The organism is Flavobacterium hibisci (genome assembly GCF_020026925.1).
Taxonomy (GTDB): domain Bacteria; phylum Bacteroidota; class Bacteroidia; order Flavobacteriales; family Flavobacteriaceae; genus Flavobacterium; species Flavobacterium hibisci.
This window is the reverse complement of the sequence record NZ_JAIQDW010000013.1, coordinates 28,438-55,045: the sequence shown is the minus strand read 5'-3', so window position 1 is coordinate 55,045 and position 26,608 is coordinate 28,438. Positions and strand designations below refer to the sequence as shown.

The window sequence follows — 26,608 nt, the reverse complement described above, 5'->3', positions numbered from 1 at the left end:
GGAATTTAATTTTTATAGTCCATTCAGGTTAAAAGCGTTTTTTTTTTGTTGTCAGCAATTTAATTATAATTACTTAGATAGAAAAGCCTGTTATAACAGATTTGTACAATTACAGAGGTTTAACATTTTGATAATATCCGGAAAATTTTAAAATGATAATTTTAGTGAAATTTAAGGATATGGAAATCAATTGGATAATAATTGGAGTTGTAGCAGTAGTACTAATGTTGCTAATTTTGTTTATGATTAGAAAAAATCAAAAAGAGAAAAAGAAACTGACAGAGTTTCTAAACAACGACTATAAAAAATCTAAAGAAGACGAACCGGATTTTGAAGATACTGCTAATGAGAAATAAAAAACTCAGGTTTTTTAACCTGAGTTTATAGTTTGTGGAGAATACCGGATTCGAACCGGTCACCTCTTGCCTGCCAGGCAAGCGCTCTAGCCAAATGAGCTAATCCCCCGTGTATAAAGTTTGCGATGTCACCTTCCCGAAAGCTTTCGGGACGCTCTAGCCAAATGAGCTAATCCCCGTTTCGAGAGCAAATAAAGTCAATTAATTTTCAAAAAACAAATTTCAAATCAATATAGCTCAAAAAATAGTTGTCAAAACCGTAACTTTACTTTTAAAACTATTATTTATGAGTTCAGAAAATCCAAACGGAAGCTTAACAACTTCCTTTCAAAATACGGTGGCTACCATTCAGTTTGGTCACCCTGCCAGTAATTCTTTTCCGCGTGAATTGCTGGATCGACTAACAGCAGAAATCAATTTGTTAAGCCGAAATGAAACAGTTTCCGTTATCATCCTGCAAAGCGAAGGTTCAAAAGTATTCTGTTCCGGCGCTTCGTTTGATGAATTGCTGGCGGTGCAGAATGAAGAACAGGGAACCGAATTTTTCTCCGGTTTTGCTCATTTGCTAAACGCTATGCGAAACTGTACCAAACTTATTATTGGACGCGTTCAGGGAAAAGCCGTTGGAGGAGGCGTGGGCATTATAGCTGCCTGCGATTATGTTTTGGCAACGCCTGAGAGTGCCGTAAAACTCTCGGAACTCGCTATTGGTATTGGTCCGTTTGTTATTGAGCCTGCTGTTTCCCGTAAAATCGGTAAAATGGCAATGACCCAAATGACTTTGGCAGCTCACGAATGGAAATCCGCAAGCTGGGCCCTGCAAAACGGACTGTATTCAGCACTTCATAATGCTGATTTACTGGATGCGGAAGTGGAAAATTTTGCACAAAAACTCAGTTCATACAATCCCGAAGCGCTATTTGAAATGAAGAAAATTATTTGGGAAGGTACAGAACAATGGGAATCGATATTAATCGAGCGCGCGAAAATCACCGGAAAACTGGTTCTTTCAGATTTTACAAAAAAGGCTTTATTGGAATTCAAGAAGTAATTTTTTCAGGAGCTGATTCCTGCTCTCCGCTATATCTTTTGTGGCGAACCCCGCCACAAAAGGATGTCGCTGCGATCAGGGCTAAAAACCGTAAATCAAGACCTTTTTGTATTAAAACACCATTTCTCAACATCTATTTCCTAAATTTGCAGAAAAAACAACCGATGAGTAATATCAGAATTACAAAACAATTTAGTTTCGAAACCGGACACGCTTTATACGGTTACGACGGAAAATGCAAGAACGTTCATGGACACAGTTACAAATTATCGGTAACGGTTATTGGTTCGCCAATCACGGACCGTTCAAATGTAAAATTCGGAATGGTGATTGATTTTTCGGATCTAAAGAAAATTGTAAAAGAAGAAATCGTCGATCAGTTTGACCATGCAACTGTATTTAATGAAACTACTCCACATATAGAATTGGCAAACGAACTGAAAAATCGTGGGCATCATGTAATTCTTGTCGATTATCAGCCAACCAGTGAAAATATGGTAATTGATTTTGCTGACAGGATCGTAGCAAGATTGCCTTCAGGAATTAAACTTTTCTCACTAAAACTTCAGGAAACCGACTCTTCATTTGCAGAATGGTTTGCGTCTGATAATATGTAATAAAGTTTTAAGTTAAGAGTTAAACGTTAAAGTCAAAAACTCATAACTTCTAACATCTAACTTTTAACACACCAATGAAAAAAATATATTTTGCTTCTGACCAGCATTTTGGGGCTCCAACTCCTGAATTGAGTCTTCCTCGTGAAAAGAAATTCGTAGCCTGGCTTGATGAAGTAAAAAATGATGCGGAAGCTATTTTTTTATTAGGTGATTTATTCGATTTTTGGTTCGAATATAAAACAGTTGTACCAAAAGGCTTCGTTCGTATTTTAGGTAAACTGGCCGAAATTCGCGACAGCGGAATCCCAATTTTTTTCTTTGTCGGAAATCACGATTTATGGATGCATGATTATTTTGAAACCGAATTGAATATTCCGGTTTATCATGACAATAAAGAATTTATCTTTAACGGAAAAACATTTCTGATTGGTCACGGGGACGGAAAAGGTCCCGGAGACAAGGGATATAAAAGAATGAAAAAGGTCTTTACAAATCCGTTTTCAAAATGGCTTTTTCGCTGGCTTCATCCTGATGTTGGCGTTAGTTTAGCACAATACTTATCCGTAAAAAATAAACTCATTTCCGGTGATGAAGATGTGAAATTTCTGGGCGAAGAAAATGAGTGGCTGGTTTTGTATGCCAAACGAAAACTTGAAACCAAACATTATAATTATTTTATTTTTGGTCACCGTCATTTACCCATGATCATTCCGGTTGGAGAAGATTCAAAATATGTAAATCTGGGTGACTGGATTGGTTATTTTACGTACGGTGTTTTTGATGGAGAAACTTTTGAACTCAAAAAGTTTGAGAAATAATTACTTTTTAGCTGTCGGATATATAGCAATTTTGTGTGTTCTTAGCGAATAGCTGTTAAAAGCAGCACTATTCGACTGCTGAAAACGGATTACTTTCGAATCTTGTGTTGGCATATGACATTCGACGCAATTATTCGTTAATTCCGATTTTGAAATTGTTTTTAAGGTTACAGCCTTGTGTTGCGTGCTTTGATGACAGCTCATACAGATTTTGGAGTACGAAATACTTTTTTGTGGCGTATCCTGATGAGGGTTATGACAGGTAATACAGTCCATAGTCTGGCTTTTTTGAAAACATTTGCTTTGAGAAAGCAGGCCTAACTGGTTTCCATGTACGTCATAAGTCAACGTGTCTTTTGTACGTCGGTTTTCCTGAAAATAATCGGTCAGACTTTCTCCAGGTTTAAATTGAAATCGTGATTTTAGTTTCATTTTATCATTCCCCGAATGGCATAAAGCACAGGCATCTATTCTTTGCTGCCTGTTCAGATTACGAAAAGACAGCATATTTTGCGCTTTCTTTAAATCAGGAAATTTTAAATGCGTCCGGACATGTTCTTTTGCCGGACCATGGCAGCGCTCGCAATCTAATCCGTAAATTAAAGTGTTTTTGTTCATAAAGTTATGAACTTCCATTCCCATATAATTATAAGCTTCGGAACTGCTTGTAGTCACATAATCGCCTGCAATATTAGAACTGTGGCACGAAAAGCATTCTTTTTGTATTTTTTTACTAAAATCGGCTTTCATGTTAGAATAATCCGGACTAGTTGCCCAGTTGTTTGTAGATTTATAGTAGGAAATGGGTAACTCATAAAAATTGTGATTTTTCCAGTAACCGCTGGTTTGAGCATGTTTAAAACCAAAGAGAACATCAAAAGGATAAGCTTTAACTTCTTTCCCATTTTCATACAATACCTGATAAAGTGAATCGTTACGTTCCTCCATGACAAGTTTAGTGGTTTTGTCATAGACGAAAGTATTTTTGCCATTTGTAAAATGTCCTAAAATATTCTTTTGAGTAGCAGCTAATGTAGCTTTGTAATGTGCGCTGAAAATAGAAGTTTGATGTTGTTGCTGATGACATTGAATACAGCTTTCAGAGCCAGCATAATCGGTTCCGCGAGGATCAATATAATCATCGGCTTCATTTTTACAACTTATTAAAAGCAGCGTCAGGGCAAATAAAGTAAAAAGAGTAAGGGCTATTTTCATTATAGTAAATATACTTTTTTAAAATAAATAAATTTCAATTATGGAAAATAACTGTTAAATAATTTGGAATTTCTTAGTTTAAGCCCGGTCCGTATACATATTCATCCAGATCCAACCGGAATAAAGTTCCTTCAATTAGATCCTTTATTGATTTTATCTCTTTCATCGAAACTGCTAAATCTACTTGAGATAAGGGTGTTTTGAGTAAAAATTTATGGCAGCTGTTTTTTAACTGGCAGGATTCACAACAAGTATTTTCAATAAGGCTGTCCTCAATCAAATCACAAAACTGATTCAATTCGGCAACAGAAAGATAAAATCCGGTTTCCCTGAAAACCAATTGTACTTTATCTAAAATTGTTTTGTTTTCCTTTTTCCAGTAAAAGGCCACTCCAAAGTTATTGTGGTATATCTGTTCAATATCTTTCATTATAAAATCCTTTATTTCAACAAATATAAATATTATTTATATTAATTCTAAATAAAAAAAACATAAAAGGGTAAAATTTTCAGTTTACTGACACATTGTGTTAAGGTAGAATGTTAAGCTTTGTCCTGTTTTGCTCCAATTCGCCATATTTCTTTCTCTGTAAAAACTATTTTCAGTGGCAGACTTAGCAGTAGAAATAGAGAAAAATTTGCTTTTTTCGTTGGCTTTTATACTTTCAATCCATTGAATAGTGACCGCAATATCGCCCATTTCTTTATCAAGATAAATATCGTAAGGCTTTAGGTCAACTGAAAATAATCCGGTTTTTTTGTCTTTGACTTCAAAAATAATGTCTTTTTCAATTACTATTGTAGAAGGTAGGCCATTTTCAATTTTATAAAAATTCAGTCTGAATTTAACCGATTTAAATTCGTTAGAAGTAATATTGAAATTGAAATCATTGACTTTACAATCTTTTTTGATTCGAAATTCCATTCCTCTTTCACGACTCAAATAATCATCGACAGTCTTGTCATGAACGGTAAAAAAATTAAAATGCATAAGCCCCAGACCTTTTGCACTTCTGCCAAATTGTTTGGGTTTGGTTTTTTTAAAAGCGACTACAACTTCTTTTAAAGTGTTTTCAGAAGGTGTCATCTCAATATCATTATGATCAGATTTTAGTTGATTGACTAATAATTTTTTCGTTTCAAAACCAACATGAGAAAATACAACTGTATCATTTGGAGTTACTTTTTCATTTAATTTTAATTTGAAAAGACCTTTTTCGTTTGAAACAGTTCCAGCATTTTTATTGACGATTCCGATATTTACATAACCGAGTTCTTTGCTGTTTTGAGCATTTTTTAGTTTGCCTGAAATTATCGATTCTTGTGCAAATATGATGGATGTAAAAAGAATGGGAAATAGGATAGTAGTATATTTCATTTGCTTTTTTAGAATAAAGAAATGAAATAAGATTAAAATTGAATTCTATTTTATCCTATTTTTAACATTTTGTAGGAAATTAATGTATTGAATATAAATAAAATAGGTGATGAAGTGGAATTTGATTACTCCAATTTATGATGATCTTCCATGTCTCTATTTAGATCTAAATTTCTAAAAGTTGGTGATTTAAGTGCGGTTACAATAACCGTTAAAAGCGTCACACTTCCACCAAAAACAACTGAAGTTACAGTTCCCATTAATTTGGCAGTTGCACCGCTTTCAAAAGCGCCCAATTCATTAGAAGAACCCACAAAAATTGAATTTACAGCACCAACACGGCCACGCATATGATCCGGCGTTTTAAGCTGCAGGATAGTTTGCCTAATTACAACCGAAATTCCGTCAGAAAGTCCACTCAAAAATAAAGCGAACACCGAAAGCCAGAAAAAAGTGGAAAGGCCAAATAAAATAATCGACAATCCAAAAATAAATATGGCTGCTAAAAGTTTCTTGCCTGCATTTTTATTTAAAGGCACATACGCAGAAACAAGTACTGTAATGAAAGATCCTACTGCAGGAGCAGCCCTTAAAATACCAAAACCTTCAGAACCCACTTTTAAAATATCCTGAGCAAAAACAGGCAATAATGCTACGGCTCCTCCAAAAAGTACCGCAATCATATCAAGCGATAATGCACCTAAAACAATCTGGTTTTTGAATACAAAAGTCAAACCTTCAGTAAGACTGTCTTTTATAGATTCCCCAATTTTTGGATTTAAGATTGGTTTTTTGCTGATTTGCGATAAGGCAATTAAGGAAAGAATAGAAAATCCGAATACCAGACACATAGACCAGTGAACGCCAATCCAGTTAATTGAAAACCCCGCCAAAGCCGGGCCCATAACGGCTCCAATCTGCCAGACTGTACTGCTCCAGGTTGCCGCATTTGGATATACTTTTTTAGGAATGATCAGGGATAAAAGAGAGAAAATAGTTGGTCCCATAAAAGAACGTACAATTCCGCCAACAAAGACAAGAGCATAAATGGAATATAAAATGTAATCTTTAGACCAGTCTCCAACAACTGTTGGCCAGGTTAACAGGAAAAGTCCAAAACTAATGACTGAAAAGCCTAAAATACATTTTACCAATAATCCTTTCTTTTCTCTCTGATCGACAATATGTCCTGCGAACAAAGCCATTGAAACGGCAGGAATAATTTCCATCAAACCAATAAAACCTAATGAAAGTGGATCTTTTGTCAAACTGTAAACTTCCCATTCAATCACAATAAACTGCATGGACCAGGCAAAAACCATTGCAAAACGCAACAATAAAAACACATTAAATTCTCTATAGCGCAACGCCTGATACGGGTCGTTTTTCTTTTCGTTATTTTTCATTACTTCTAATGTCTTTCAGCATCAGCTGGGTGGTGATATTCCCGTTCCATTCGTTTTCAGCAATGCAGTACGCCAGTTGAAACGGATTTTGATTTTGTGCAATATTTATTTTTTTTCCGAGTCCAAAACCAATAGCGGCCATCCCTTCAGAGTTGTTTTGTTTTACAAAAAGCCTTAAATGTTCTTCTTCTGAACCAAGAGTTTTGGCATATCCCGTATCTTTTGCATTTCGTGTCATAAAAACCGGTGTCATATTTTGTGGGCCAAAAGGTTGAAATTGTTTTAAAATCCGAATCAGTTTTGGCGTTATATCAGCGAAATCAATTTCAGCGTCAATTTCGATTTCCGGAGTCCGCATATCGGGATGAATGGTTGATTCGACGCATTTCTCAAAAGCGGCTTTAAAAGCCAGGTAATTTTCTGCTTTCAAAGTCATTCCTGCGGCGTACATGTGACCTCCAAATTGCTCCAGATGCTCTGAACAGGTATCTAAGGCATTATAAACATCAAAACCTTTTACAGATCTTGCCGATGCCGCATATTTATCACCGCTTTTAGTGAAAACCAAAGTAGGACGGTAATAAGTCTCAATTAATCTCGAAGCCACAATTCCAATTACGCCTTTGTGCCAGTCTTCCTGAAAAACAACGGTTGAAAAGCGTTCTTCTTCGTTGTTTTCTATGATTTGCTGAAACGCTTCTTTGGTAATTTTTTTATCTAAATCTTTTCTGTCAGCATTGTATTGTTCGATTTCAGAAGCAAATTGCTGGGCCTGTTCAAAATTAAACTCGGTTAACAATTCAACCGCATGATTGCCATGTTTGATTCTTCCAGCGGCATTAATTCGCGGAGAAATAATAAACACAACATCGGTGATGTCTAAAACTTTCTTTTTTACCTGATGAACAAGAGCTTTAATTCCTGGTCTTGGCTCACTATTAATTACTTTCAAACCGAAATAAGCCAGAACACGATTTTCCCCCGTAATCGGAACGATATCGGCAGCAATTGCAGTGGCAACCAAATCCAGATACGGAACTAAATCTTCTATCGTTTCATTTCGGTTTTGGCCTAAAGCCTGAATCAGTTTAAAACCAACGCCACAGCCGCATAATTCATCGTAAGGGTAGGAGCAGTCTTCTCTTTTTGGGTCTAAAACTGCAACAGCATCCGGAAGAAATTCTCCGGGGCGGTGGTGATCACAAACAATAAAGTCAATGCTTTTTGCTTTCGCGTAGGCGATATGATCGATGGATTTGATTCCACAGTCTAGAGCGATAATTAAAGAAAATCCGTTATCGTCTGCAAAGTCAATTCCTTTATACGAGATTCCGTAACCTTCGTCGTAACGGTCCGGAATATAAGTCGCAATGTTTGGGTAATGGGATTTCAAATATGAAGAAACCAAAGAAACCGCAGTCGTACCGTCCACATCATAATCGCCGAATACCAGAATGTTTTCCTGATTTTCAATCGCTTGTTCAATTCGGGCTACGGCTTTATCCATATCTTTCATTAAATAAGGATCATGCAGGTGTTCTAAAGATGGGCGAAAGAAATTTTTAGCCTCTTCGAAAGTTTCAATTCCACGCTGAATCAAAAGTGTGGCTACAAAATCTTCTACATTTAAGGCTTGTGCCAAATGTTTGATTTTATCTTCAGAAGGTTTTTGTTTTATGGTCCAGCGCATTTTGATTTTAGATTGTTGATTTTAGTCCCCATAGCTATCGGGACTAAAAACGTTTAATTTGATGTTTATTTTTTTAACCACAAATTACACAAATTTCCACCAATTCAATTTGCGAAAATTTATGTAATTTGTGGTTGAATGTTTTGTGTTTGGCTTTTTCAGAATTTTAATTATTTCAGAATGTGGAATTCTAAAATCTAAAATTATTTCAATTCTAAAGCATTTCCTTCAAACTGAATTCCGTTCCAGCCTAAGTTGATGAAATTTCGAATATTTTGATGATTCGTTCCGTTTGGATCTCCCAGAACTTCATCAAAATAAAAAGCGCCAAAGCATGCTAAAGTTTCTTCTTTGCTTAAATTCTGTAGTTTTGCGAAAGAGAATAATTTGCAGGAACCTGAGTTTTCACCTGCAGCGTTATGTTGTGTTCCGTTTTGAAAAGCAGTTGGCGTAAAGTTGTAGTTTTCTTCAATTACTGCAATAGTTTCAGGAAATGTGATTTGTGTTGGTGTTTGTTTTACTTTTTCTAAAAAGGCTTGTATGCTCATAGTTATAGGGTTGTTTTTTTGCCACGAATTACACGAATTAACACGTATTGAATTAGTGAAATTGGTGGAATTCGTGGCGAACTTTTTAATTAATCTGTGATAATCATTTTAATCTGTAGCTGAAATAATTATTTATTCTTCTTCGTCTTTTGAATATTTACTTTTTTTGGCTTCTTTCTCTATTATTTTTCCAGCAACAACCACGACGATTTCTCCTCTTGGAGCTGTTTTTTCAAAATGTGCTAAAACTTCTTTTGCAGTGCCGCGGACATTTTCTTCGTGTAGTTTTGATAATTCCCTTGAGACACAAACTTGTCTGTCTTCTCCAAAATAAGTAATAAATTCGGCTAACGTTTTGACCAGTTTATGTGGTGAAACATACAAAATCATCGTTCGGGTTTCTTCGGCTAAAGCCAAAAATCGGGTCTGACGTCCTTTTTTCTCCGGAAGGAAACCTTCAAAAATAAAACGGTCATTCGGTAATCCGCTGTTTACTAATGCCGGAACAAAAGCCGTTGCACCTGGCAGGCATTCTACTTCAATTTTATTTTCAACACAGGCCCGGGTCAGTAAAAATCCGGGATCTGAAATGGCCGGAGTTCCTGCATCTGAAATTAAAGCGATGGTTTCGCCGGCTTTTAGGCGGGCAATTAGATTTTCGGTGGTTTTATGTTCATTGTGCATATGATGGCTGTGCATGTGCGTGCCAATTTCAAAATGCTTTAAGAGTTTACCGCTCGTTCTGGTGTCTTCGGCCAAAATCAGATCGACTTCTTTGAGAATCCTGATGGCGCGAAAAGTCATATCTTCTAGATTGCCTATTGGCGTTGGAACGATATATAGTTTTGACATAGTTTATTGGTGAAATGTAAAATGTGAAACGAAAAGGTTATGAAAATTTCTTCTCAATAATTCCCAGAAAACGCTCTTCATAATCTTCTTTTCCCTGCCAGTCGTTGTAGTCAGGTTTTACCATTGTTTCTATGAATTCTTTGGCTTCACTAAAACTGTCAAATGTCAAAAGCTGATTTAAAACACGGCTGTAATCTTCCGTGTTGTTTCCAAAAAGATTTTTGGTAAAGGCTATACGGTCATTCAGATCAATATGGAAACCTCTGGCGAGTTTTTCGTTTAACGGAACTGTCTTCGTTTTTACCGGTTCTGTAATTGTAGCCTGAACTGGTGCCTGCTTCTCCTGAAATTCATTTATTGAAGCTGCAGGAGCAGAAGAATAGTCTTTAATCTCATCTACTTTAACAAATTGTGCATCTACATAACTAACACCCAGAATATCTTCCAGCGAAATTGTAACGGCATCTGATTTTGCCGGCGTTTGTACTTTTGGTTCTTCAGGTTTTATTTCTTCTTTTTCTAATTCAAATGCAGGTTTAAAATCCGCGATTGGTTTTAAATCGCTTACTGTTTTAAAAGAAAATTCTTCTTCAGGTTCTGATTCTATTTTGGTTTCAGCAACAGGCTCTTCCATTTTTGCAGCAATTTCTTCGACTTTTTCTACGGGAATATCGACTACCGTTTCTTCTTGCACAACTTTTGGAACTTCAGTAACGACTTCAATCGGAGTTGCTTCAATAATTTCAGGTTCATGAATAACTGTTGCTTCAATTACAGTTTCTTCAACAGCAGCGGGAAGTGTTTCTTCAGCCTTAATTTCTGCAGGAAGATTATTTTCCTCTTTGTCAAAAACAGTTGCAATCTGAGATTCTATTTCGCTATATCCGATAGTGGGTTTTATATTGTCGAAATTTTCTTCTACAAATTTTAAAACAGTTAATTTTTCATATAATTTCTGTGTTTCCAGATACAATTGATTGATATCGGATTTGTTTTTAAGCTTTAAAATTCGATGTGCAATGCTGATTAAATCGGCTTCCAGTTTTTTTTTCATGACTATTGAAATTATAGTGAATAGGGTATTTTAGTATATTTTGAATGTCTTTTTAATTTGCGAAAGAAATTCGCCTGATATTTATTTTCTGTTAATAAACGCGAGCGAATCTTCAATTTCATAAAAATTCTCTACTTTTGAAAAAGTGTAAAAGGACAATTTTTTACATGAGTTTATTACCAGTACAAAGTAATAAAAACTATTCATTTTTAAAGGTAGAAAAATACAAAATGTTTCTCGAAAATACAGTAAATCACAAAGAACAATTTGGCTGGATTGAAGTTATTTGTGGATCAATGTTTTCGGGTAAAACCGAGGAGTTAATCCGCAGGCTCAAGCGCGCCCAGTTTGCCAAACAAAGAGTCGAAATCTTTAAACCTGCCATAGATACCCGATATCATGACGAAATGGTCGTTTCACACGATGCTAATGAAATTCGCTCAACACCGGTTCCCGCCGCAGCCAATATTGCTATTTTAGCCCAGGGCTGTGATGTTATTGGAATTGATGAAGCCCAATTTTTTGATGATGAAATCATAACAGTCTGTAACGATCTTGCGAATCAGGGAATTCGTGTTATTGTTGCCGGTCTGGATATGGATTTTAAAGGAAATCCATTTGGTCCAATGCCGGGACTTATGGCTACAGCAGAATATGTTACAAAGGTTCATGCCGTTTGTACCAGAACCGGAAACCTTGCTAATTACAGCTTTAGAAAAACGGATAATGATAAATTGGTAATGCTGGGTGAAACCGAGGAATACGAACCGCTTAGCCGTGCAGCGTACTTTAATGCGATGAAAAAAAGCCAGGAGAATAAGTGAAAAGCCTTAACAATACAGACATGAGAAAGCAGAATATTTTATTTTTAGCAATTATTGTAATTGCGATGGGCGTTGCAGGCTATTTCTATTTTTTTATTGCTGAAAATACGGAAGAAGCAAATAAAGAAGTAACGGAATTAGTAGTGAAATACAATAAAAATTGCCCGTTACTTATTCAGGAGGGAATTCGTCTGGATAGCGTAAGTTTACATAAAGAAAGAACGGTTCAGTACAATCTTACCTTGTTGAATGTTGTGAAAGAAAAAGCGGAAGTAAAGGTTATAAAAACGGAAATTGAGAAAAGCTTAATCGGTACAGCAAAAGCAAATCCGGGACTTCAGGTTTTCAGGGATAATGATTATGCATTGGTTTATAGTTACAGTGATAAAAATAAAGTGTTTTTATTTAATGTAAAAATATTTCCGGACCAGTATAAGTAAGCTTTTTAATCCAAATAAAAACCCGACAGCATGTGAATTTTGTCGGGTTTTCTATTTATAAAAAAATTAAATCTTTTTCCTCATCCTTGCAACCGGAATATCCAATTGTTCACGGTATTTAGCAATTGTTCTTCTCGCAATCGGATATCCTTTTTCTTTTAAGATTTCAGCCAGTTGATCGTCCGGAAGTGGCTTTCTCTTATCTTCTTCTTCAATGGTATTTTTAAGGATTTTTTTGATTTCCAAAGTAGAAACATCTTCTCCCTGGTCATTTTTCATTGCTTCAGAGAAGAATTCTTTAATCAGTTTGGTTCCGTATGGCGTTTCAACATATTTACTGTTGGCAACACGCGAAATCGTCGAAATATCCAAACCAACCATATCTGCAATGTCTTTTAAGATCATGGGTTTTAGTTTGGTTTCGTCACCATCCAGAAAGAATTCTTCCTGATAATGCATAATCGCATTCATAGTCACAAAAAGTGTTTCCTGACGCTGTCTGATCGCATCGATAAACCATTTAGCTGAATCTAGTTTTTGTTTGATAAACTGAACAGCATCTTTCTGAGCAGTCGATTTATCACGCGAATCTTTGTACGTCTGCATCATTTCCTGATAATCCTTAGAAACGTGCAGGGAAGGAGCATTTCTTCCGTTTAAAGTCAGTTCCAGTTCGCCGTCCACAATTCTGATGGCAAAATCCGGAACTACATTTTCTGTGACTTTATTATTTCCTGTAAAAGAACCGCCCGGTTTAGGATTCAGTCTTTCAATTTCGTGAATCGCTTTTTTAAGCTGTTCGTTTGAAACACTGTATTTCTGTAAAAGTTTATCGTAATGTTTTTTGGTAAAAGCATCAAACTGATTTTCGATAATATCAATCGCTAAATCAACATATTCAGTCGGTGTTTTATGTTTTAACTGCAGTAATAAACATTCCTGTAAATCACGTGCCCCAACTCCTGAAGGTTCCAGTTCGTGAATTACATGAAGCATTTTCTCGACCATTGCTTCATCAGTGTAAATTCCCTGAGTAAAAGCCATATCGTCAACAATATCCGGAATACTTCTGCGGATATAACCCATGTCATCTATACTTCCTACTAAGAATTCAGCGATTTCACGCTCTTCATCATTCAGAATAAAAGTATTCAGCTGATTGATTAAATCCTGATGAAAACTGATTGGAGAAGCAAAAGGTGTTTCGCGTTCTTCTTCATCGCCATAATTATTCACCTGAGTCTTATAATCAGGAGTATCGTCGTCGCTTAAGTATTCGTCAATATTAATATCCTCTGCTTCGATTCTGTCTGATTCCGCATCATCATAATCATCGTATTCCTCATTAGCAAATTCGTCAGCTTCATATTCATCTTCCTGACCCGCTTCTAAAGCCGGATTTTCGTTCATTTCTTCTAATAAACGCTGTTCAAAAGCTTGCGTAGGCAATTGAATTAACTTCATCAGCTGGATTTGCTGAGGAGATAATTTTTGGGATAATTTTAAATTTAAAAATTGCTTTAGCATTTGTTTTTGTTAAAAGTTTCAAGTTTCAGGTTTCAAGTTGCCAACTGAAAGGTAAACCTGAAATCTGAAACCTGAAACAAATTTTATAATTTTTAGTTCAGGTTCGAATTAACTTGAAACCTGAAACCTGAAACTTTTTTAAACTAAATCTATTAAAATTCCGCACTACCAGGAGTTCTTGGGAAAGGAATTACGTCTCTGATGTTTGTCATTCCTGTTACAAACAATACCAAACGCTCAAATCCTAAACCGAAACCTGCGTGTGTTGCAGAACCGAATCTTCTGGTGTCTAAATACCAGTATAATTCTTCTTTGTCAATTCCAAGCGCTTCCATTTTCTGAACCAGAACATCATAACGCTCTTCTCTTTCAGAACCACCAACGATTTCCCCAATTCCAGGAAAAAGGATGTCCATGGCACGAACTGTTTCTCTTCCAGGTTCTGTGTTGTCATTCAAACGCATGTAAAACGCTTTAATGTTTGCCGGATAATCGTATAAAATTACCGGGCATTTAAAGTGTTTTTCCACCAAATAACGCTCGTGTTCTGATTGTAAATCAGCTCCCCATTCGTTGATTAAGTATTGGAATTTCTTCTTTTTATTTGGAGTTGAATCTCTTAAAATGTCAATTGCTTCTGTATAAGAAACACGTTTGAAGTTGTTTTCTAAAACGAAGTTCAATTTCTCTAACAAAGCCATTTCGCTTCTTTCTGCCTGAGGTTTTGATTTTTCTTCTTCCAGAAGTCTTCCTTCTAAGAATTTCAAATCATCTTTACAGTGGTCTAAAGCATATTTAATTACATACTGAATAAAATCTTCAGCCAAATCCATGTTGTCATCAAGGTCGTTAAAAGCAACTTCAGGCTCGATCATCCAGAATTCTGCTAAGTGACGAGAAGTGTTTGAGTTTTCTGCTCTAAACGTTGGCCCAAAAGTATAAATCTGACCCAAAGCCATTGCAAAAGTCTCACCTTCTAATTGTCCAGAAACTGTAAGGTTTGTATGTTTTCCGAAGAAATCTTTTTTGAAATCGATATTTCCTTCTTCATTTTTAGGAAGATTATCCAATGGTAATGAAGTTACCTGAAACATTTCTCCGGCACCTTCAGCATCAGCTCCGGTGATAATTGGAGTGTTTACATACACAAAACCTTTGTCCTGAAAGTATTTATGAACAGCATAAGACAATACCGAACGCACACGCATAATGGCGCCAAAAGCATTCGTACGTACGCGCAGGTGAGCATTTTCACGTAAAAATTCTAAAGAGTGTTTTTTTGGCTGCATTGGGAATTTTTCGGCATCAGAATCTCCAAGGATTTCCAATTTAGAAACCTGAATTTCGTATTTCTGGCCAGCACCTTTACTTTCAACCAAAGTTCCAATAACAGAAACAGAAGCTCCCGTTGTGATTCTTTTTAAAGTTTCTTCTGGTGTATTTTCAAAATCAACAACACATTGAATATTATTAATTGTAGAACCGTCATTTAAAGCGATGAACTGATTATTTCTAAAAGTTCTCACCCAACCTTTTGCATTCACTTCCTGTAACGTCGTCGTACTGTTTAATAAGTCTCTAACTTTTGTGTGTTTCATTTTAATTTTAGATTTTTAGATTGCTGATTTTAGATGAATAAAAAATCAGTGTTTTATATCGAATTGCAAATATAAACGATAATAATTAATTTTTGAAGCTGTTTCCTGCTCTTCGCTGTATCTTTCTATTTTTGGCAGCAAAAATAGAAAGGATGCCGCTTCGATCAGGGCTAGGGCAGTAGGTTTCAAAAGAAGTAATTTTTTCTTCTCATTTTTTATGCGCATTTTTTGTCATTGCGAGGAACGACGCAACCGCACTACAATGAGATGCAAAGTTTGATTTAGCAAATGAGATTGCTTCGTTCCTCGCAAAGACTTTGCGTTATGTATAAAAATTAATTCGTATCAATTTGTGAAATTCGTGGCAAAATACTACTTCTCCAAACTCTCCAATTCTTCTTTTTTAGTCTTCTTCTTCTCGAAAGTCAAAACCAAAGAAGGAAGCACTACTAAATTAGCAAACATGGCAAAAACCAAAGTACAGGAAATTAATCCTCCTAAAGCAATGGTTCCGCTGAAACTTGATAAAGTAAAAGTCGCAAAACCTAAAATCAAAACGATAGAAGTATAAAAAGTACTTACTCCAGTTTCTCTTAAAGCGCTGAAAACAGATTTTTTTACCTTTCCTCTATTTTGAGTCAGTTCATCTTTGTATTTTGCCATAAACTGAATCGCATTATCAACTGAGATTCCGAAAGCGATACTGAATACCAAAATCGTTGATGGTTTAAGCGGAATTCCAAAATAACCCATTAATCCAGAAGTAATACAAAGCGGTAAAATATTCGTAATCAAAGAAGCCAGTACCATTTTGAAAGAACGGAATAAATACAACATCAAAAATGCAATAGTTGCGATTGCAAACAGCAGCGATTCGATTAAGTTGTGTGCCAGATAAGTTGTTCCTTTCTGGAAAACCAATGCTTTCCCTGTAATCGTAACTTCAAAACGGTCTTTTGGGAAAATTTCGTCAATTTTTTTGCGCAGTTTTCCTTCTACTTTTGCCATTTCATCCGTTCCGATATCTTTCATGAAAGTCGTGATTCTGGCATATTGTCCAGTCGAATCAACATAAGCTTTCATTAGGTTTTCTTTGCTGTTTTTTGTTGCATTTTTAGCATAACTTAAAATAAAAGTCTGCTCTTGCGAAGTTGGCAATTGGTAATATTCCGGGTTTCCGTTGTAGAAAGCCTGTTTTGAATATTTTACCAGATTCACTACCGAAACCGGTTTTGCCAATTCCGGAATTTCAGCAATGGTATTCTGCAGTTCATCCATTTTACGAATCGTCGAAGCTTTCATGACACCTTTTTTCTTTTTGGTGTCCACCATAATTTCCAAAGGCATTACTCCGTTAAATTCTTTTTCGTAAAACAAAATATCTTTAAAGAAAGAAGCGGTTTTTGGCATTTCCCCAATCAAACTTCCTGAAACTTTCATTTGTCTCACTCCATTCAAACTCACAAGAAATAGAACGGCGTAAATACAGTAAACAATTGTTTTTTTACCTTTTACTATAGTGGTAACAGTATTTAAAAGGGTCGAAATATACGTTTTGTCTAAATGGTATAAATGTTTTGCTTTTGGCAATGGCATAAAACTGTAAATAATTGGCACAATAAAAAGTGTCAGTGTATAAACAGAAAGCACGTTGATAGAAGTGACTAATCCGAATTCAAACAGCAATTCGTTTCCGGTGATCATTAAAGTTGCAAAACCAATTGCAGCTGTTAAATTAGTCATGAAAGTAGCATGTCCAATTTTTGAAATCACACGCTGTAACGCTTTTGCCTGATTGTTATGCAGTTTAATTTCCTGTTGATACTTATTAATCAGGAAAATACAGTTCGTGATTCCGATTACGATAATCAGAGGCGGAATAATAGCAGTTAAAATCGTGATTTTATATCCAAATAACCCCAATGTTCCAAATGACCAGGTTACACCGACAATCAAAATAACAATCGAAATAAACGTAGCCCGGAATGAACGGAAAAAGAAAAAGAAAATCAGCGAAACGGTCAATAGAGAAGCACCGATAAACAGCCCGATTTCACCTTTCATATCATTTGCATTGATCGTTCTGATATACGGCATTCCCGAAACTTTCAGGTCAATACCGGTTGTTTTTTCGAATTTATTGATTTTAGGAACTAAATTTTCAAGAATAAAAGTCTTTCTTCCGGCAGTATTTACCAGTTTTTTGTTGATGTAAATTGCAGAACGCACGCTTCCGCTTTCTTTGTTGAATAAAAGACCTTCGTAAAAAGGTAAATTATGGAACAAATCGTACTGAACACTTTTTAAATAAGCAGGGTCTAAAACTTTGTTCTGATCAATAAACGGAGAAAGAACAAATTTTTCATTGACAGTATCTTTTTCCAGTTTTTTCAAATCATTTAAAGAAACGACCAAATCAACTTCTTTCGATTTTTTCAAACCGGTCATCAATTCATTCCAGGCGGCATAATTTTTTGGAGTAAAAAAGTTTTTATCCTGAAAGCCAATAACGACCAGATTTCCTTCTTCGCCAAATTTGTCTAAGAATTTTTGATACTCTTTATTGGCAATATGATCCTTAGGAAGCAGGTTAGCTTCTGTATAAGTCATCGCAAGATTTCTCCATTGAAAACCAAAGAAAATAGTTAAAGCAGCAAGGATAACTAGAATTATAATTCTGTTTTTAAGTATGATTCGGGCAAGTTTTTCCCAAAAACCTACTTTTATAGTGTTTTTCATAAAATTTGTAAAATGGATGCAAATGTAGTTAAAAGTGTTAAAAATCATTTAGTAAGGACATTGTTTTTGCGATTTGTTAACATTAATTAACAAACCTGACATTTATATAATTATTATTTTGATATGAATTGTATGCCGGCTTTTCTCATCTTTGTAGTGTAATTTTAAAGAAGGAAAAATGAATTGGATTTTACTAATTATAGCAGGGCTTTTTGAAGTAGGTTTTGCATCTTGTTTAGGCAAAGCCAAAGAAACATCAGGAATTATTTCAACGTATTGGATGGCTGGATTTTTTGTCTGTCTTTCGATTAGTATGATGCTGCTTTATAAAGCAACCCAGGTTTTACCCATTGGAACTGCTTATGCAGTTTGGACTGGTATTGGTGCCGTTGGAACTGTTTTAGTCGGGATCTTGATTTTTAAAGAACCTGCCACTTTCTGGAGGATATTTTTTCTTTCTACCTTAATTGCTTCAATCATTGGGCTGAAGTTTGTTTCTAGTCATTAAAAATCAACATATGCAGGACAACAATACCATCACTTTTATTTTTTTAGCTATAATTTTATTGCTGATTGTCATCATTGGTTTGATGGTTTTTCAATTAATGAAAGCCAAAAAATCAAAGGAAGATGCCGAAGAAAGTTTTTATGCGCTTGAAAGAAAAGTAAATGATCTGCAGTTAGAAACTTTAGAATCCAAACTGAATCCGCATTTGTTTAAGAACATTCTGAATTCAATTCAGTCGCATGCGTATCAGACTTATTTTGCTTTGGATAAACTGGCCAATGTGCTGGATTATATTTTATACGAAAGCAAAAAGAAATTTGTCACTGCCAAAGAAGAGATTGATTTTGCACTGAACCTGATTGAAATCAACAAAATAAAAATCAGTCCGCTTTTTGAGTTGAAGATCAAAACCAACATTAATAAAGAGGACAAATTATACGAACAGCCTTTACTGGCGCCGTTAATTTCGATTGATTTAATTGAAAATGCTTTTAAACATGCCGATCTGCAAAGTGCCGATGCGTTTATTTCGGTTGTGTTTGAGTTTAAAGACAATGCTTTCTTTATGACAGTTTCGAATAAAATTTCAGATAAAAAAGTCCTGAAAAAGGAACGAAGCGGTTTAGGAAATACAACTTTAGAACACCGTTTAAGAATTATCTACAAGAACAATTTTAAACTTGAAAGGTTTACAGAAAACGATATTTATATAGCCCATCTAAAAATAGACTTACTTGAATACAAAACTGAAATGCTTGCTTCTGGACGATGAGTTACCTGGATTAACGTACCTGAAAATGCTTTGCGAACAAATTCCCGAAGTAGAAATCGTAAAAACGTTTAATAATCCTGAGAAACTATTGACCGAAATTCCGGATCTCGAATTTGATTTGTTAATTTCAGATATCGAAATGCCCGGAATTGACGGCTTGCATCTGGCTGAAATGATTCAGGATAAACTCGTGATTTTTTGTACAGCTTATAAAGATTATGCTGCCGATGCGTTTAATATTGATGCAGTTGATTATATTACAAAACCGGTAAAACTGGAACGTTTGCAAAAAGCAATCTCCAAAGCCTTTGAACGTTTCAATAAACCGGAAACGGCCAAAAAATTCATTCAGTTAAATACAGATAAGGGAAAAACTTTGTTGTATTTTAATCAGATCTTGTATATCAAAACTGCGGTAAGCGACAGCCGTGATAAGACGGTGTTGCTTGCAGACGGAAGTTTTCTCAATCTTAAAAATATTAAATTTGATACGCTTTTAAATGAATTGCCTGAGGCTGATTTCTGTCGTGTCAATAAAAAAGAAATTATTGCGGTAAAAGCAATCAAATTCTTTAATCATAACGAAATTGTACTGCATCATTTAGAAGAAAAGAATAAAAATACTACGCTTTTGCTAAGTGAAACCTATCGTTCCGACTTTTTAAAAAAGGTCAAAATCTAACTTATTACAAAGTTTTTCAGACTTGTTACATAGATTGAAAATTAGGGCTGAATTTGCTTTTACACTAGCTTTTCAGTGCTGATATTTGCCCCATAATTTAAAATACGGGTTATGAATAATATTAAAAATTCTTTATTCTACGTTACAGTCATTGGTGGTTTTACCGCTCTGATATACTGGATGATTTCAAAAGGGGCTTCACTTGAAGCAGGACGCGGAATTATTCAGAAAAAAATTGAAAGCAATCACTGGAATGATTTTTTACATTCGATGATTGAAAACCTGCAGCATCCGTTGGCCATTTTGCTGGCTCAGATTGTGACGATTATCCTGGCGGCACGTTTGTTTGGCTGGATTTTCAGGAAAATTGGGCAACCATCAGTTATCGGAGAAATGATTGCGGGAATTGTTTTGGGACCCTCTTTGGTCGGGATGTATTTTCCGGAATTCTCAGCTACTTTGTTTCCGGCAGCATCTTTAGGGAATCTGCAATTTCTAAGTCAGATTGGTTTGATACTTTTTATGTTCGTGATCGGAATGGAACTGGATTTAAAAGTATTAAAAAACAAAGCGCATGAATCTGTGGTAATTAGCCACGCCAGTATTGTGATTCCGTTCGCTTTAGGATTAACGCTGGCTTATTTTATTTATGGAACTTTTGCACCACAGGGAGTAGCCTTTTCTTCTTTCGGATTATTCATGGGAATCGCAATGAGCATTACTGCTTTTCCGGTTTTGGCCAGAATCGTTCAGGAACGCGGGATGCAAAAGACAAAACTTGGAACTATTGCCATAACCTGTGCAGCAGCAGATGATATAACGGCCTGGTGTATACTAGCAGTTGTAATTGCGATTGTAAAAGCAGGATCGTTTACAAGTGCATTATATGTTATTGGATTGGCAATTTTATATGTAATTATCATGTTGAAAATAGTTCGTCCGTTCCTGAAACGTGTGGGTGATTTAAATTCAACCCGTGAAAGTCTGAATAAACCTGTGGTTGCTATTTTTTTTATTACACTCCTGATTTCTTCTTATGCATCAGAATTAATTGGAATCCATGCCTTATTTGGAGCGTTTTTAGCAGGAGCCATTATGCCAGAGAATAATAAATTCAGGAATATTTTTATCGAAAAAGTTGAAGATGTATCTATTATCGTTTTGTTGCCTTTGTTCTTTGTGTTTACAGGTTTACGTACGCAGATTGGTTTGCTTAACGATCCGTATTTATGGAAAGTTACAGCAGTAATTATTGCCGTTGCCGTTGCAGGTAAATTTTTTGGAAGTGCACTGGCGGCCAAATTTGTAGGGCAAAACTGGAAAGACAGCTTAGCTATTGGAGCTTTGATGAACACACGCGGATTAATGGAGCTGGTCGTTTTAAATATTGGGTATGACCTGGGAGTTTTGTCTACTGAGATTTTTACGATGATGGTCATTATGGCTTTGGTCACTACTTTTATGACTGGTCCGGCCTTGGATTTTATTGGTTATATTTTTAAAGATAAACCAACAATCATTCCACAGGAAATTGGGAATAAAAGCAAATACAAAATCCTGCTCTCGTTTGCAACTCCTGAAAGAGGCAAAAAACTTTTGCAGATTGCCAATAGTTTAGTCAAAAAACAAACCGACAATTCAATTGTTACGGCGATGCATTTGTCGCTGAGTACTGAAATCCATTCTTTTGATGTTAAAGATCATGAGCGCAAAATGCTGGTTCCGGTTATAGAAGAATCAGAGCGTTTGAACCAGAATATGGTAAGTGTTTTTAAAGTAACAAATGATATTGATACCGACATTATAGATACTGCAAATCAGGGAGAATATGATTTGTTGCTAATAGGTTTAGGACAATCTATTTTTGAAGGAACCTTGCTTGGAAAAATCCTTGGATTTACATCGAGGATTGTAAACCCTGATCGGTTGATTGACAAGTTTACCGGGAAAGAAGGTTTGTTTGAAAACTCTCCTTTTGATGAACGAACGCGTCATATTATTTCCAAAACCAAAATGCCGGTAGGGATTTTTATTGATAAGGATTTAGAAGAAGTAGACCGGATTTTTATGCCGATTTTCAGTGAAGAAGATTCTTTTTTGATTGATTATGCCAAGAAACTAATCAATAATAATGGTTCACAAATTACGGTTCTTGATGCCAGTGGTGAAGTAAAGAGTCGACGGGACATGCAGGAAAGTATCCGCTCGATCGAACAAATTGCGCCAAACCATATTATGATTATGCACGACAGAACGATTAAAAAAGAATTTCTTGAAACTCAAAATTTAATGATTATAAGTTTAGATAGCTGGAAAAAACTAATCGAATCTCAAAGTATCTGGCTGAATAATACACCATCGGTTTTGATTTTAAAACCATAAAGATTTAACAAATTCCAAATATTTTAAATTCCAAATTCCATTCATATAAAAATTGGAATTTGGAATTTTTTAATTGAGATTTAAATTTTTTTATAATCCTAAATCTAATACATAAGAAATCTTAACCGCTATATTGTCTTCGATTTTTGGTAATTGATTTGGACCATAACGGTAAAATCCGCTTAAACCAAAGCCTTTAAAGATTTTATTTAATTCAAGCCCGGATTCAAAGAAACCTTTATCCAAAGTTTTATAAGCCGGACCAATATGCTGTTCCGGTTTTTCCATATTTCCCCAGGCCATTCTGGTAACCAAAACTAAGGATGGACGAACTTTTTTGAAAATTTTTACTCTGTTAAAGCCATGTTTTATCTGGAAAAATAGATATTCGCTAGAGAAAAATTCATTAAAATACATCGTTTCAAAACTATTTCTTCCTGAAAAAGTAATACGCTGAATGACGGTTTCTTTGTTGAGGTTGTTAGGCATTGTATTGTACAAATGTGTAATTGGCACATCACCAAGAGCGTAGCCTCCCTGGAATAGAAGGCTGGTTTTTTGTCCGTCTAAATATTTTTTTTCGTATTCTGTTTTAAAATCTATTTTAGCAAAACTGAAGTCATTATCCAGAACATTTGGGAGGGACTGAGTAAACTGAAAAGTAAATCTTGGAAAACGTTTTTCGGTTTCGGATCTTCCTGTTGGTGTCTGCATAAAATTACTAAATGGTGCCCAGACAATAGAAGCCATTGCAGTTGTCATGACATAGTGAGAATACAATTGCCCGTTATGATTAAAAAGATAATCAAATTTAGGTTCAACATATGTTCTTGCTAATTCAAAGACAGCTTCTGTTTTCGGAATAATTTTTGTCTGCAGATTTGTTTTCCAGCTGATGTAATGGTAAAAAGTACTAATGTTGATCGGACGGGGATCATAAATTTTAAAAACGCGTTTGTCAACAGCAAAAACAGTACTCGCAATCTCCCTGACATCATCTGTATAGGATCCGTTTAGCCAGGTATTGGTGTTTTTATCCATTAAAATACCTGAACCCAGGTTATATTTGAAGTTGCCGTCTTTTGTTCCATAAGCACCATAACCTTCAATCCTGAAGCGTTTAGAGAAACGGTCATTGGTAATTCCGCCCAGTCCTAATCGAAAACCTTCATAATTATTATAACTAATTACTTTTTTCAAATCCAGGTCAACCGGTCCAATCGGAATATAACCGTTTATGATTTTCCGGCCAAGCCACAAACGCTTCTCAATTCTTTTATTGATTGAAATACTATCTAATAACTGATATGTTCTTTGACTTTTAAGATCAAGGTTTTCTTTTCGGTATTCATTCCAGAATTCTTCGGGTTTTGTACTTGCATCATCTTTAATTTCGATATAATAAGAAGGATCTTTTATCGGAGTAATAGTGTTATAATGAATGTCGGAATTGTTGCTTTCTGAGAGTACATAAGTAAAATCGGAAGCACTTTTTTTACGGGTCGTAAAAGCATCTTCTGAATCTCCGTCAAACTGAATAGTTCCGCCTAAGATATTAATGTCATCATCATTCTTTCCTTTTACAATTTTGAAAGTAGTGTTTGAAGGAAACCATATTTTTTCCTGCGGGACATATTCAAATTCGTGTATTCCGCTAATATCGAGTACTCCTTTTATACGCATAACAGCTTTTGCAATGGCAAAATTTTCCTGATCAATGTATAAAACACCTTCTAAGCCGGCGGCCTTTCTTTTTTGTTTATTCTTAAAATAAATCATAAAAGTATTACGACCTTTAATGGCTGCTGTGTCCAGTAATTTGTAATTGTAATCTTTTAGCGCATCGTCAGAAACAGGGTTATTGTATTTGGTTTCAAAAAGTTCGTATTTCGAATCATAAATGGAAATAGACTGTAAATTGAAAGCAATAATTTCGTACACTGGCTGTTTAAAACCTGCCATTTTGGTACCCAGAATAGTTTCTTTGAGTTTTTTGTTTGCAAATTGATATTGCGAAATTTTTTCGGTTTGAAACAAATGCTGTTTGGAGATAACTTCTTTAAACTTATAATCAGAAGAGTCAATATTTATTCTATTTTTTTTTAAATCTTTATAAGAAGCAGATGAGTCAATCCTCCCATTTATAGAATCGGGATTAGCCGTAACAATGAGCTTATTGTATGTTTTGTATTCAAAACTGTTGAGTTTTTTCTGTGGATTATTGATGCTTTTATTTGCAATTACCTTTCTTATAATAGCAAATGCCGGATTTTCATTAGAAACAATAACTTCTTTCAGGTCGTCTGTTTTTTGTTTCAGAGAAACCGGATAAAATTTTTTATTGTCCTGGACAGGAATGACTTTTGTTTGAAACCCAATATAAGAAACTGTAAAAGAAGTAATTTTTACATTTGTTGAAAGTATAAATTTCCCATCAACGTCTGTAATTGTATTATTGTTCTCTGAAGTGGTAATAGTAGCAAACGGAAGCGGTTTGTTGCCGGAGTCTTTTACAATTCCGTTTATTTGAAATTGTGCCTGTAGGGTAAGTGTAAAAAACAAAGTAAACAAACAGAATAGCTTCATACAGAGTATTGTGGTTTTGAAACCAAAGGAAATTTATTTTGGTATGCAAAAGTAATAAATAAAAAATCCGTCTGGTATAATTTTAACCAAACGGATTCTTAAATTTATGTCAAATACATTACACTTTCATGATTTCAGCTTCTTTAACAGCTAATAATTCATCTATCTTTTTGATGTATGTATTTGTTAAGTTTTGAACTTCTTCTTCAGCAGACTTACAGATGTCTTCAGAAGTTCCCTCTTTTTCTAATTTTTTAATATCAGTATTAGCATCTTTACGGGAATTACGGATACCAATTTTCGCATCTTCAGCCTCAGATTTTGCCTGTTTTGCCAAATCTCTACGGCGTTCTTCCGTAAGAGGCGGAACACTGATGATAATAACATCGCCATTGTTCATTGGGTTAAAACCAATATTGGCAACCAAAATTGCTTTTTCAATTGCTGATAACATGTTTTTTTCGAAAGGCTGCAAGGTAATGGTTCTTGCATCAGGAACACTAATTTTAGATACCTGGGAAAGCGGTGTTGCAGCACCATAATAATCAACAAAAACGCCTCCAAGCATTGCCGGAGAAGCTTTACCTGCACGAATATTTAGAAATTCTTTTTCTAAATGTGCAATCGTGCCATTCATTGATTCCTCAGTACTTTCTAATATGAAATCTATTTCTTCAGTCATTTTTTTAGATTTTTAGATTTTCAGACTTTTTGGATTTTTAGATTTTTCTAAAAAAGCAATAATCTAATTATGCTAACTAATATAATTTTTATTTTTAATATGTAAAGATTGTCGAAATGTATATTAAAACTAATAATCTAAATTCTAACAATCTAAAATAGTCTAAATATTAACTACAGTTCCTATGTTTTCGCCTTCGCAGATTTTCAAAAGATTTCCAATTTTGTTCATGTCAAAAACAACAATCGGTAATTTATTTTCCTGACTTAATGTAAAAGCCGTGGTATCCATCACATTTAATCCTTTTTTGATTACATCTTCAAAAGAAATAAAGTCAAATTTTACAGCTGAAGCATTTTTTTCAGGATCACAATCGTAAACGCCATCTACACGTGTTCCTTTTAGAATAACATCAGCATTGATTTCGATTCCTCTCAAAACTGCTGCTGTATCGGTAGTAAAATATGGGTTTCCGGTTCCGGCACCAAAAATTACGATTCTTCCTTTTTCGAGATGACGGTCTGCTCTTCTTTTGATATAAGGTTCTGCAATAGACTCCATTTTCAAAGCAGTCTGCAGGCGGGTTTTCATTCCTTTGTCTTCAAGAGCACCCTGCAAAGCCATTCCGTTAATAACAGTAGCAAGCATTCCCATGTAATCGCCTTGTACTCTGTCCATACCTGAACTTGCTCCGGCAACTCCTCTAAAAATATTTCCTCCTCCAATAACAATAGCAATTTCTACTCCTTTGTCGTGAATCTGCTTAATTTCATCGGCATATTCAGCTAATCTTTTAGGGTCAATTCCGTATTGTAAGTCTCCCATTAAGGCTTCGCCGCTTAATTTCAGAAGAATTCTTTTATATTTCATGTGTGTTGCTTTT

At 35.2% G+C, this 26,608-nt stretch carries 25 protein-coding genes and 1 tRNA gene; 10 read left to right on the top strand and 16 right to left on the bottom strand.

Annotation, left to right across the window (positions count from 1 at the left end):
* The first annotated feature begins 152 nt into the window (after positions 1 to 152).
* On the top strand, positions 153 to 356 hold the full coding sequence (locus tag K8B81_RS13990) for a hypothetical protein (protein ID WP_223682201.1): 204 nt from the start codon (positions 153 to 155) through the stop codon (positions 354 to 356).
* Between the two features lie 35 nt (positions 357 to 391).
* On the opposite strand, the gene K8B81_RS13985 is transcribed toward K8B81_RS13990, so the two are convergent.
* Positions 392 to 465 (bottom strand) — tRNA-Ala (locus tag K8B81_RS13985).
* A 177-nt stretch (positions 466 to 642) separates the two neighbouring features.
* Here K8B81_RS13985 and K8B81_RS13980 point away from each other — a divergent pair.
* From K8B81_RS13980 to K8B81_RS13970, 3 genes are all read left to right on the top strand, one after another.
* Positions 643 to 1,407, top strand: a complete 765-nt coding sequence (locus tag K8B81_RS13980) for an enoyl-CoA hydratase/isomerase family protein (protein WP_223682200.1) — start codon at positions 643 to 645, stop codon at positions 1,405 to 1,407.
* Positions 1,408 to 1,571: 164 nt separating this feature from the next.
* Entirely contained in the window at positions 1,572 to 2,024 is a 453-nt protein-coding gene (locus tag K8B81_RS13975) for a 6-pyruvoyl trahydropterin synthase family protein (RefSeq protein WP_223682199.1), read from the top strand.
* A gap of 74 nt (positions 2,025 to 2,098) precedes the next feature.
* On the top strand, positions 2,099 to 2,842 hold the full coding sequence (locus K8B81_RS13970; RefSeq protein WP_223682198.1) for a UDP-2,3-diacylglucosamine diphosphatase: 744 nt from the start codon (positions 2,099 to 2,101) through the stop codon (positions 2,840 to 2,842).
* Here K8B81_RS13970 and K8B81_RS13965 read toward each other — a convergent pair whose 3' ends face one another.
* From K8B81_RS13965 to K8B81_RS13930, 8 genes are all read right to left on the bottom strand, one after another.
* Positions 2,843 to 4,057: a cytochrome c3 family protein gene (locus K8B81_RS13965; protein ID WP_223682197.1), complete on the bottom strand. Its 1,215-nt coding sequence runs from the start codon at positions 4,055 to 4,057 to the stop codon at positions 2,843 to 2,845.
* Positions 4,058 to 4,130: 73 nt separating this feature from the next.
* Positions 4,131 to 4,487, bottom strand: a complete 357-nt coding sequence (locus K8B81_RS13960) for a hypothetical protein (RefSeq protein ID WP_223682196.1) — start codon at positions 4,485 to 4,487, stop codon at positions 4,131 to 4,133.
* An 84-nt stretch (positions 4,488 to 4,571) separates the two neighbouring features.
* The gene (locus tag K8B81_RS13955; RefSeq protein ID WP_223682195.1) at positions 4,572 to 5,435 is read right to left on the bottom strand and encodes a carboxypeptidase-like regulatory domain-containing protein; all 864 of its coding nucleotides are present in this window, start codon (positions 5,433 to 5,435) and stop codon (positions 4,572 to 4,574) included.
* A 125-nt stretch (positions 5,436 to 5,560) separates the two neighbouring features.
* Positions 5,561 to 6,841, bottom strand: a complete 1,281-nt coding sequence (locus tag K8B81_RS13950) for an MFS transporter (RefSeq protein ID WP_223682194.1) — start codon at positions 6,839 to 6,841, stop codon at positions 5,561 to 5,563.
* Positions 6,831 to 8,531, bottom strand: coding sequence for a single-stranded-DNA-specific exonuclease RecJ (gene recJ / locus K8B81_RS13945; RefSeq protein ID WP_223682193.1), 1,701 nt, complete (start codon positions 8,529 to 8,531; stop codon positions 6,831 to 6,833). Before recJ ends, K8B81_RS13950 begins: the two co-directional genes overlap by 11 nt.
* Positions 8,532 to 8,734: 203 nt before the next feature.
* Positions 8,735 to 9,079, bottom strand: coding sequence for a HopJ type III effector protein (locus K8B81_RS13940; RefSeq protein WP_223682192.1), 345 nt, complete (start codon positions 9,077 to 9,079; stop codon positions 8,735 to 8,737).
* Between the two features lie 132 nt (positions 9,080 to 9,211).
* On the bottom strand, positions 9,212 to 9,931 hold the full coding sequence (gene rsmI, locus K8B81_RS13935; RefSeq protein ID WP_223682191.1) for a 16S rRNA (cytidine(1402)-2'-O)-methyltransferase: 720 nt from the start codon (positions 9,929 to 9,931) through the stop codon (positions 9,212 to 9,214).
* A 37-nt stretch (positions 9,932 to 9,968) separates the two neighbouring features.
* Positions 9,969 to 10,985, bottom strand: a complete 1,017-nt coding sequence (locus K8B81_RS13930) for a hypothetical protein (RefSeq protein ID WP_223682190.1) — start codon at positions 10,983 to 10,985, stop codon at positions 9,969 to 9,971.
* 230 nt (positions 10,986 to 11,215) lie between these two features.
* Here K8B81_RS13930 and K8B81_RS13925 point away from each other — a divergent pair, with 230 nt between their 5' ends.
* Entirely contained in the window at positions 11,216 to 11,809 is a 594-nt protein-coding gene (locus tag K8B81_RS13925) for a thymidine kinase (protein ID WP_223682277.1), read from the top strand.
* A 20-nt stretch (positions 11,810 to 11,829) separates the two neighbouring features.
* Positions 11,830 to 12,249 (top strand): hypothetical protein, encoded by a 420-nt coding sequence (locus K8B81_RS13920; protein WP_223682189.1) that lies wholly within the window; start codon positions 11,830 to 11,832, stop codon positions 12,247 to 12,249.
* Positions 12,250 to 12,315: 66 nt separating this feature from the next.
* Here K8B81_RS13920 and rpoN read toward each other — a convergent pair whose 3' ends face one another.
* The 4 genes from rpoN to K8B81_RS13900 all read right to left on the bottom strand — a co-directional run bounded on the left by rpoN (position 12,316) and on the right by K8B81_RS13900 (position 18,113).
* Complete coding sequence (rpoN, locus tag K8B81_RS13915) at positions 12,316 to 13,776, bottom strand: RNA polymerase factor sigma-54 (RefSeq protein ID WP_223682188.1); 1,461 nt, start codon at positions 13,774 to 13,776, stop codon at positions 12,316 to 12,318.
* A gap of 152 nt (positions 13,777 to 13,928) precedes the next feature.
* Positions 13,929 to 15,374 carry an asparagine--tRNA ligase gene (gene asnS, locus K8B81_RS13910; protein WP_223682187.1) on the bottom strand — a complete coding sequence of 482 codons (1,446 nt, stop codon included), beginning with the start codon at positions 15,372 to 15,374 and terminating at the stop codon, positions 13,929 to 13,931.
* A gap of 45 nt (positions 15,375 to 15,419) precedes the next feature.
* Positions 15,420 to 15,599, bottom strand: coding sequence for a hypothetical protein (locus K8B81_RS13905; protein WP_223682186.1), 180 nt, complete (start codon positions 15,597 to 15,599; stop codon positions 15,420 to 15,422).
* Positions 15,600 to 15,746: 147 nt separating this feature from the next.
* Complete coding sequence (locus tag K8B81_RS13900) at positions 15,747 to 18,113, bottom strand: efflux RND transporter permease subunit (protein WP_223682185.1); 2,367 nt, start codon at positions 18,111 to 18,113, stop codon at positions 15,747 to 15,749.
* A gap of 178 nt (positions 18,114 to 18,291) precedes the next feature.
* On the opposite strand from K8B81_RS13900, the gene K8B81_RS13895 reads away from it, so the two are divergent.
* The 4 genes from K8B81_RS13895 to K8B81_RS13880 all read left to right on the top strand — a co-directional run bounded on the left by K8B81_RS13895 (position 18,292) and on the right by K8B81_RS13880 (position 22,457).
* A complete protein-coding gene (locus K8B81_RS13895) occupies positions 18,292 to 18,621 on the top strand; it encodes a DMT family transporter (RefSeq protein ID WP_223682184.1) in 330 nt (109 codons plus the stop codon).
* 10 nt (positions 18,622 to 18,631) lie between these two features.
* The gene (locus K8B81_RS13890; RefSeq protein ID WP_223682183.1) at positions 18,632 to 19,393 is read left to right on the top strand and encodes a sensor histidine kinase; all 762 of its coding nucleotides are present in this window, start codon (positions 18,632 to 18,634) and stop codon (positions 19,391 to 19,393) included.
* Positions 19,356 to 20,075, top strand: coding sequence for a LytR/AlgR family response regulator transcription factor (locus K8B81_RS13885; protein WP_223682182.1), 720 nt, complete (start codon positions 19,356 to 19,358; stop codon positions 20,073 to 20,075). Before K8B81_RS13890 ends, K8B81_RS13885 begins: the two co-directional genes overlap by 38 nt.
* Before the next feature lie 111 nt (positions 20,076 to 20,186).
* Positions 20,187 to 22,457, top strand: coding sequence for a cation:proton antiporter (locus K8B81_RS13880; protein ID WP_223682181.1), 2,271 nt, complete (start codon positions 20,187 to 20,189; stop codon positions 22,455 to 22,457).
* Positions 22,458 to 22,547: 90 nt separating this feature from the next.
* On the opposite strand, the gene K8B81_RS13875 is transcribed toward K8B81_RS13880, so the two are convergent.
* From K8B81_RS13875 to pyrH, 3 genes are all read right to left on the bottom strand, one after another.
* Positions 22,548 to 25,043 carry a DUF5686 family protein gene (locus K8B81_RS13875; RefSeq protein WP_223682180.1) on the bottom strand — a complete coding sequence of 832 codons (2,496 nt, stop codon included), beginning with the start codon at positions 25,041 to 25,043 and terminating at the stop codon, positions 22,548 to 22,550.
* Positions 25,044 to 25,161: 118 nt separating this feature from the next.
* Positions 25,162 to 25,725 (bottom strand): ribosome recycling factor, encoded by a 564-nt coding sequence (gene frr, locus K8B81_RS13870; RefSeq protein ID WP_223682179.1) that lies wholly within the window; start codon positions 25,723 to 25,725, stop codon positions 25,162 to 25,164.
* 162 nt (positions 25,726 to 25,887) lie between these two features.
* The gene (gene pyrH, locus K8B81_RS13865) at positions 25,888 to 26,595 is read right to left on the bottom strand and encodes a UMP kinase (RefSeq protein ID WP_223682276.1); all 708 of its coding nucleotides are present in this window, start codon (positions 26,593 to 26,595) and stop codon (positions 25,888 to 25,890) included.
* Positions 26,596 to 26,608 lie beyond the last annotated feature (13 nt).

Bases quoted from the DNA above. Each gene is read 5' to 3' on its own strand.
- K8B81_RS13990 (WP_223682201.1), top strand. From the start codon at position 153: ATGATAATTTTAGTGAAATTTAAGGATATGGAAATCAATTGGATAATA.
- K8B81_RS13980 (WP_223682200.1), top strand. From the start codon at position 643: ATGAGTTCAGAAAATCCAAACGGAAGCTTAACAACTTCCTTTCAAAAT.
- K8B81_RS13975 (WP_223682199.1), top strand. From the start codon at position 1,572: ATGAGTAATATCAGAATTACAAAACAATTTAGTTTCGAAACCGGACAC.
- K8B81_RS13970 (WP_223682198.1), top strand. From the start codon at position 2,099: ATGAAAAAAATATATTTTGCTTCTGACCAGCATTTTGGGGCTCCAACT.
- K8B81_RS13965 (WP_223682197.1), bottom strand. From the start codon at position 4,057: ATGAAAATAGCCCTTACTCTTTTTACTTTATTTGCCCTGACGCTGCTT.
- K8B81_RS13960 (WP_223682196.1), bottom strand. From the start codon at position 4,487: ATGAAAGATATTGAACAGATATACCACAATAACTTTGGAGTGGCCTTT.
- K8B81_RS13955 (WP_223682195.1), bottom strand. From the start codon at position 5,435: ATGAAATATACTACTATCCTATTTCCCATTCTTTTTACATCCATCATA.
- K8B81_RS13950 (WP_223682194.1), bottom strand. From the start codon at position 6,841: ATGAAAAATAACGAAAAGAAAAACGACCCGTATCAGGCGTTGCGCTAT.
- recJ (WP_223682193.1), bottom strand. From the start codon at position 8,531: ATGCGCTGGACCATAAAACAAAAACCTTCTGAAGATAAAATCAAACAT.
- K8B81_RS13940 (WP_223682192.1), bottom strand. From the start codon at position 9,079: ATGAGCATACAAGCCTTTTTAGAAAAAGTAAAACAAACACCAACACAA.
- rsmI (WP_223682191.1), bottom strand. From the start codon at position 9,931: ATGTCAAAACTATATATCGTTCCAACGCCAATAGGCAATCTAGAAGAT.
- K8B81_RS13930 (WP_223682190.1), bottom strand. From the start codon at position 10,985: ATGAAAAAAAAACTGGAAGCCGATTTAATCAGCATTGCACATCGAATT.
- K8B81_RS13925 (WP_223682277.1), top strand. From the start codon at position 11,216: ATGTTTCTCGAAAATACAGTAAATCACAAAGAACAATTTGGCTGGATT.
- K8B81_RS13920 (WP_223682189.1), top strand. From the start codon at position 11,830: ATGAGAAAGCAGAATATTTTATTTTTAGCAATTATTGTAATTGCGATG.
- rpoN (WP_223682188.1), bottom strand. From the start codon at position 13,776: ATGCTAAAGCAATTTTTAAATTTAAAATTATCCCAAAAATTATCTCCT.
- asnS (WP_223682187.1), bottom strand. From the start codon at position 15,374: ATGAAACACACAAAAGTTAGAGACTTATTAAACAGTACGACGACGTTA.
- K8B81_RS13905 (WP_223682186.1), bottom strand. From the start codon at position 15,599: ATGCGCATAAAAAATGAGAAGAAAAAATTACTTCTTTTGAAACCTACT.
- K8B81_RS13900 (WP_223682185.1), bottom strand. From the start codon at position 18,113: ATGAAAAACACTATAAAAGTAGGTTTTTGGGAAAAACTTGCCCGAATC.
- K8B81_RS13895 (WP_223682184.1), top strand. From the start codon at position 18,292: ATGAATTGGATTTTACTAATTATAGCAGGGCTTTTTGAAGTAGGTTTT.
- K8B81_RS13890 (WP_223682183.1), top strand. From the start codon at position 18,632: ATGCAGGACAACAATACCATCACTTTTATTTTTTTAGCTATAATTTTA.
- K8B81_RS13880 (WP_223682181.1), top strand. From the start codon at position 20,187: ATGAATAATATTAAAAATTCTTTATTCTACGTTACAGTCATTGGTGGT.
- K8B81_RS13875 (WP_223682180.1), bottom strand. From the start codon at position 25,043: ATGAAGCTATTCTGTTTGTTTACTTTGTTTTTTACACTTACCCTACAG.
- frr (WP_223682179.1), bottom strand. From the start codon at position 25,725: ATGACTGAAGAAATAGATTTCATATTAGAAAGTACTGAGGAATCAATG.
- pyrH (WP_223682276.1), bottom strand. From the start codon at position 26,595: ATGAAATATAAAAGAATTCTTCTGAAATTAAGCGGCGAAGCCTTAATG.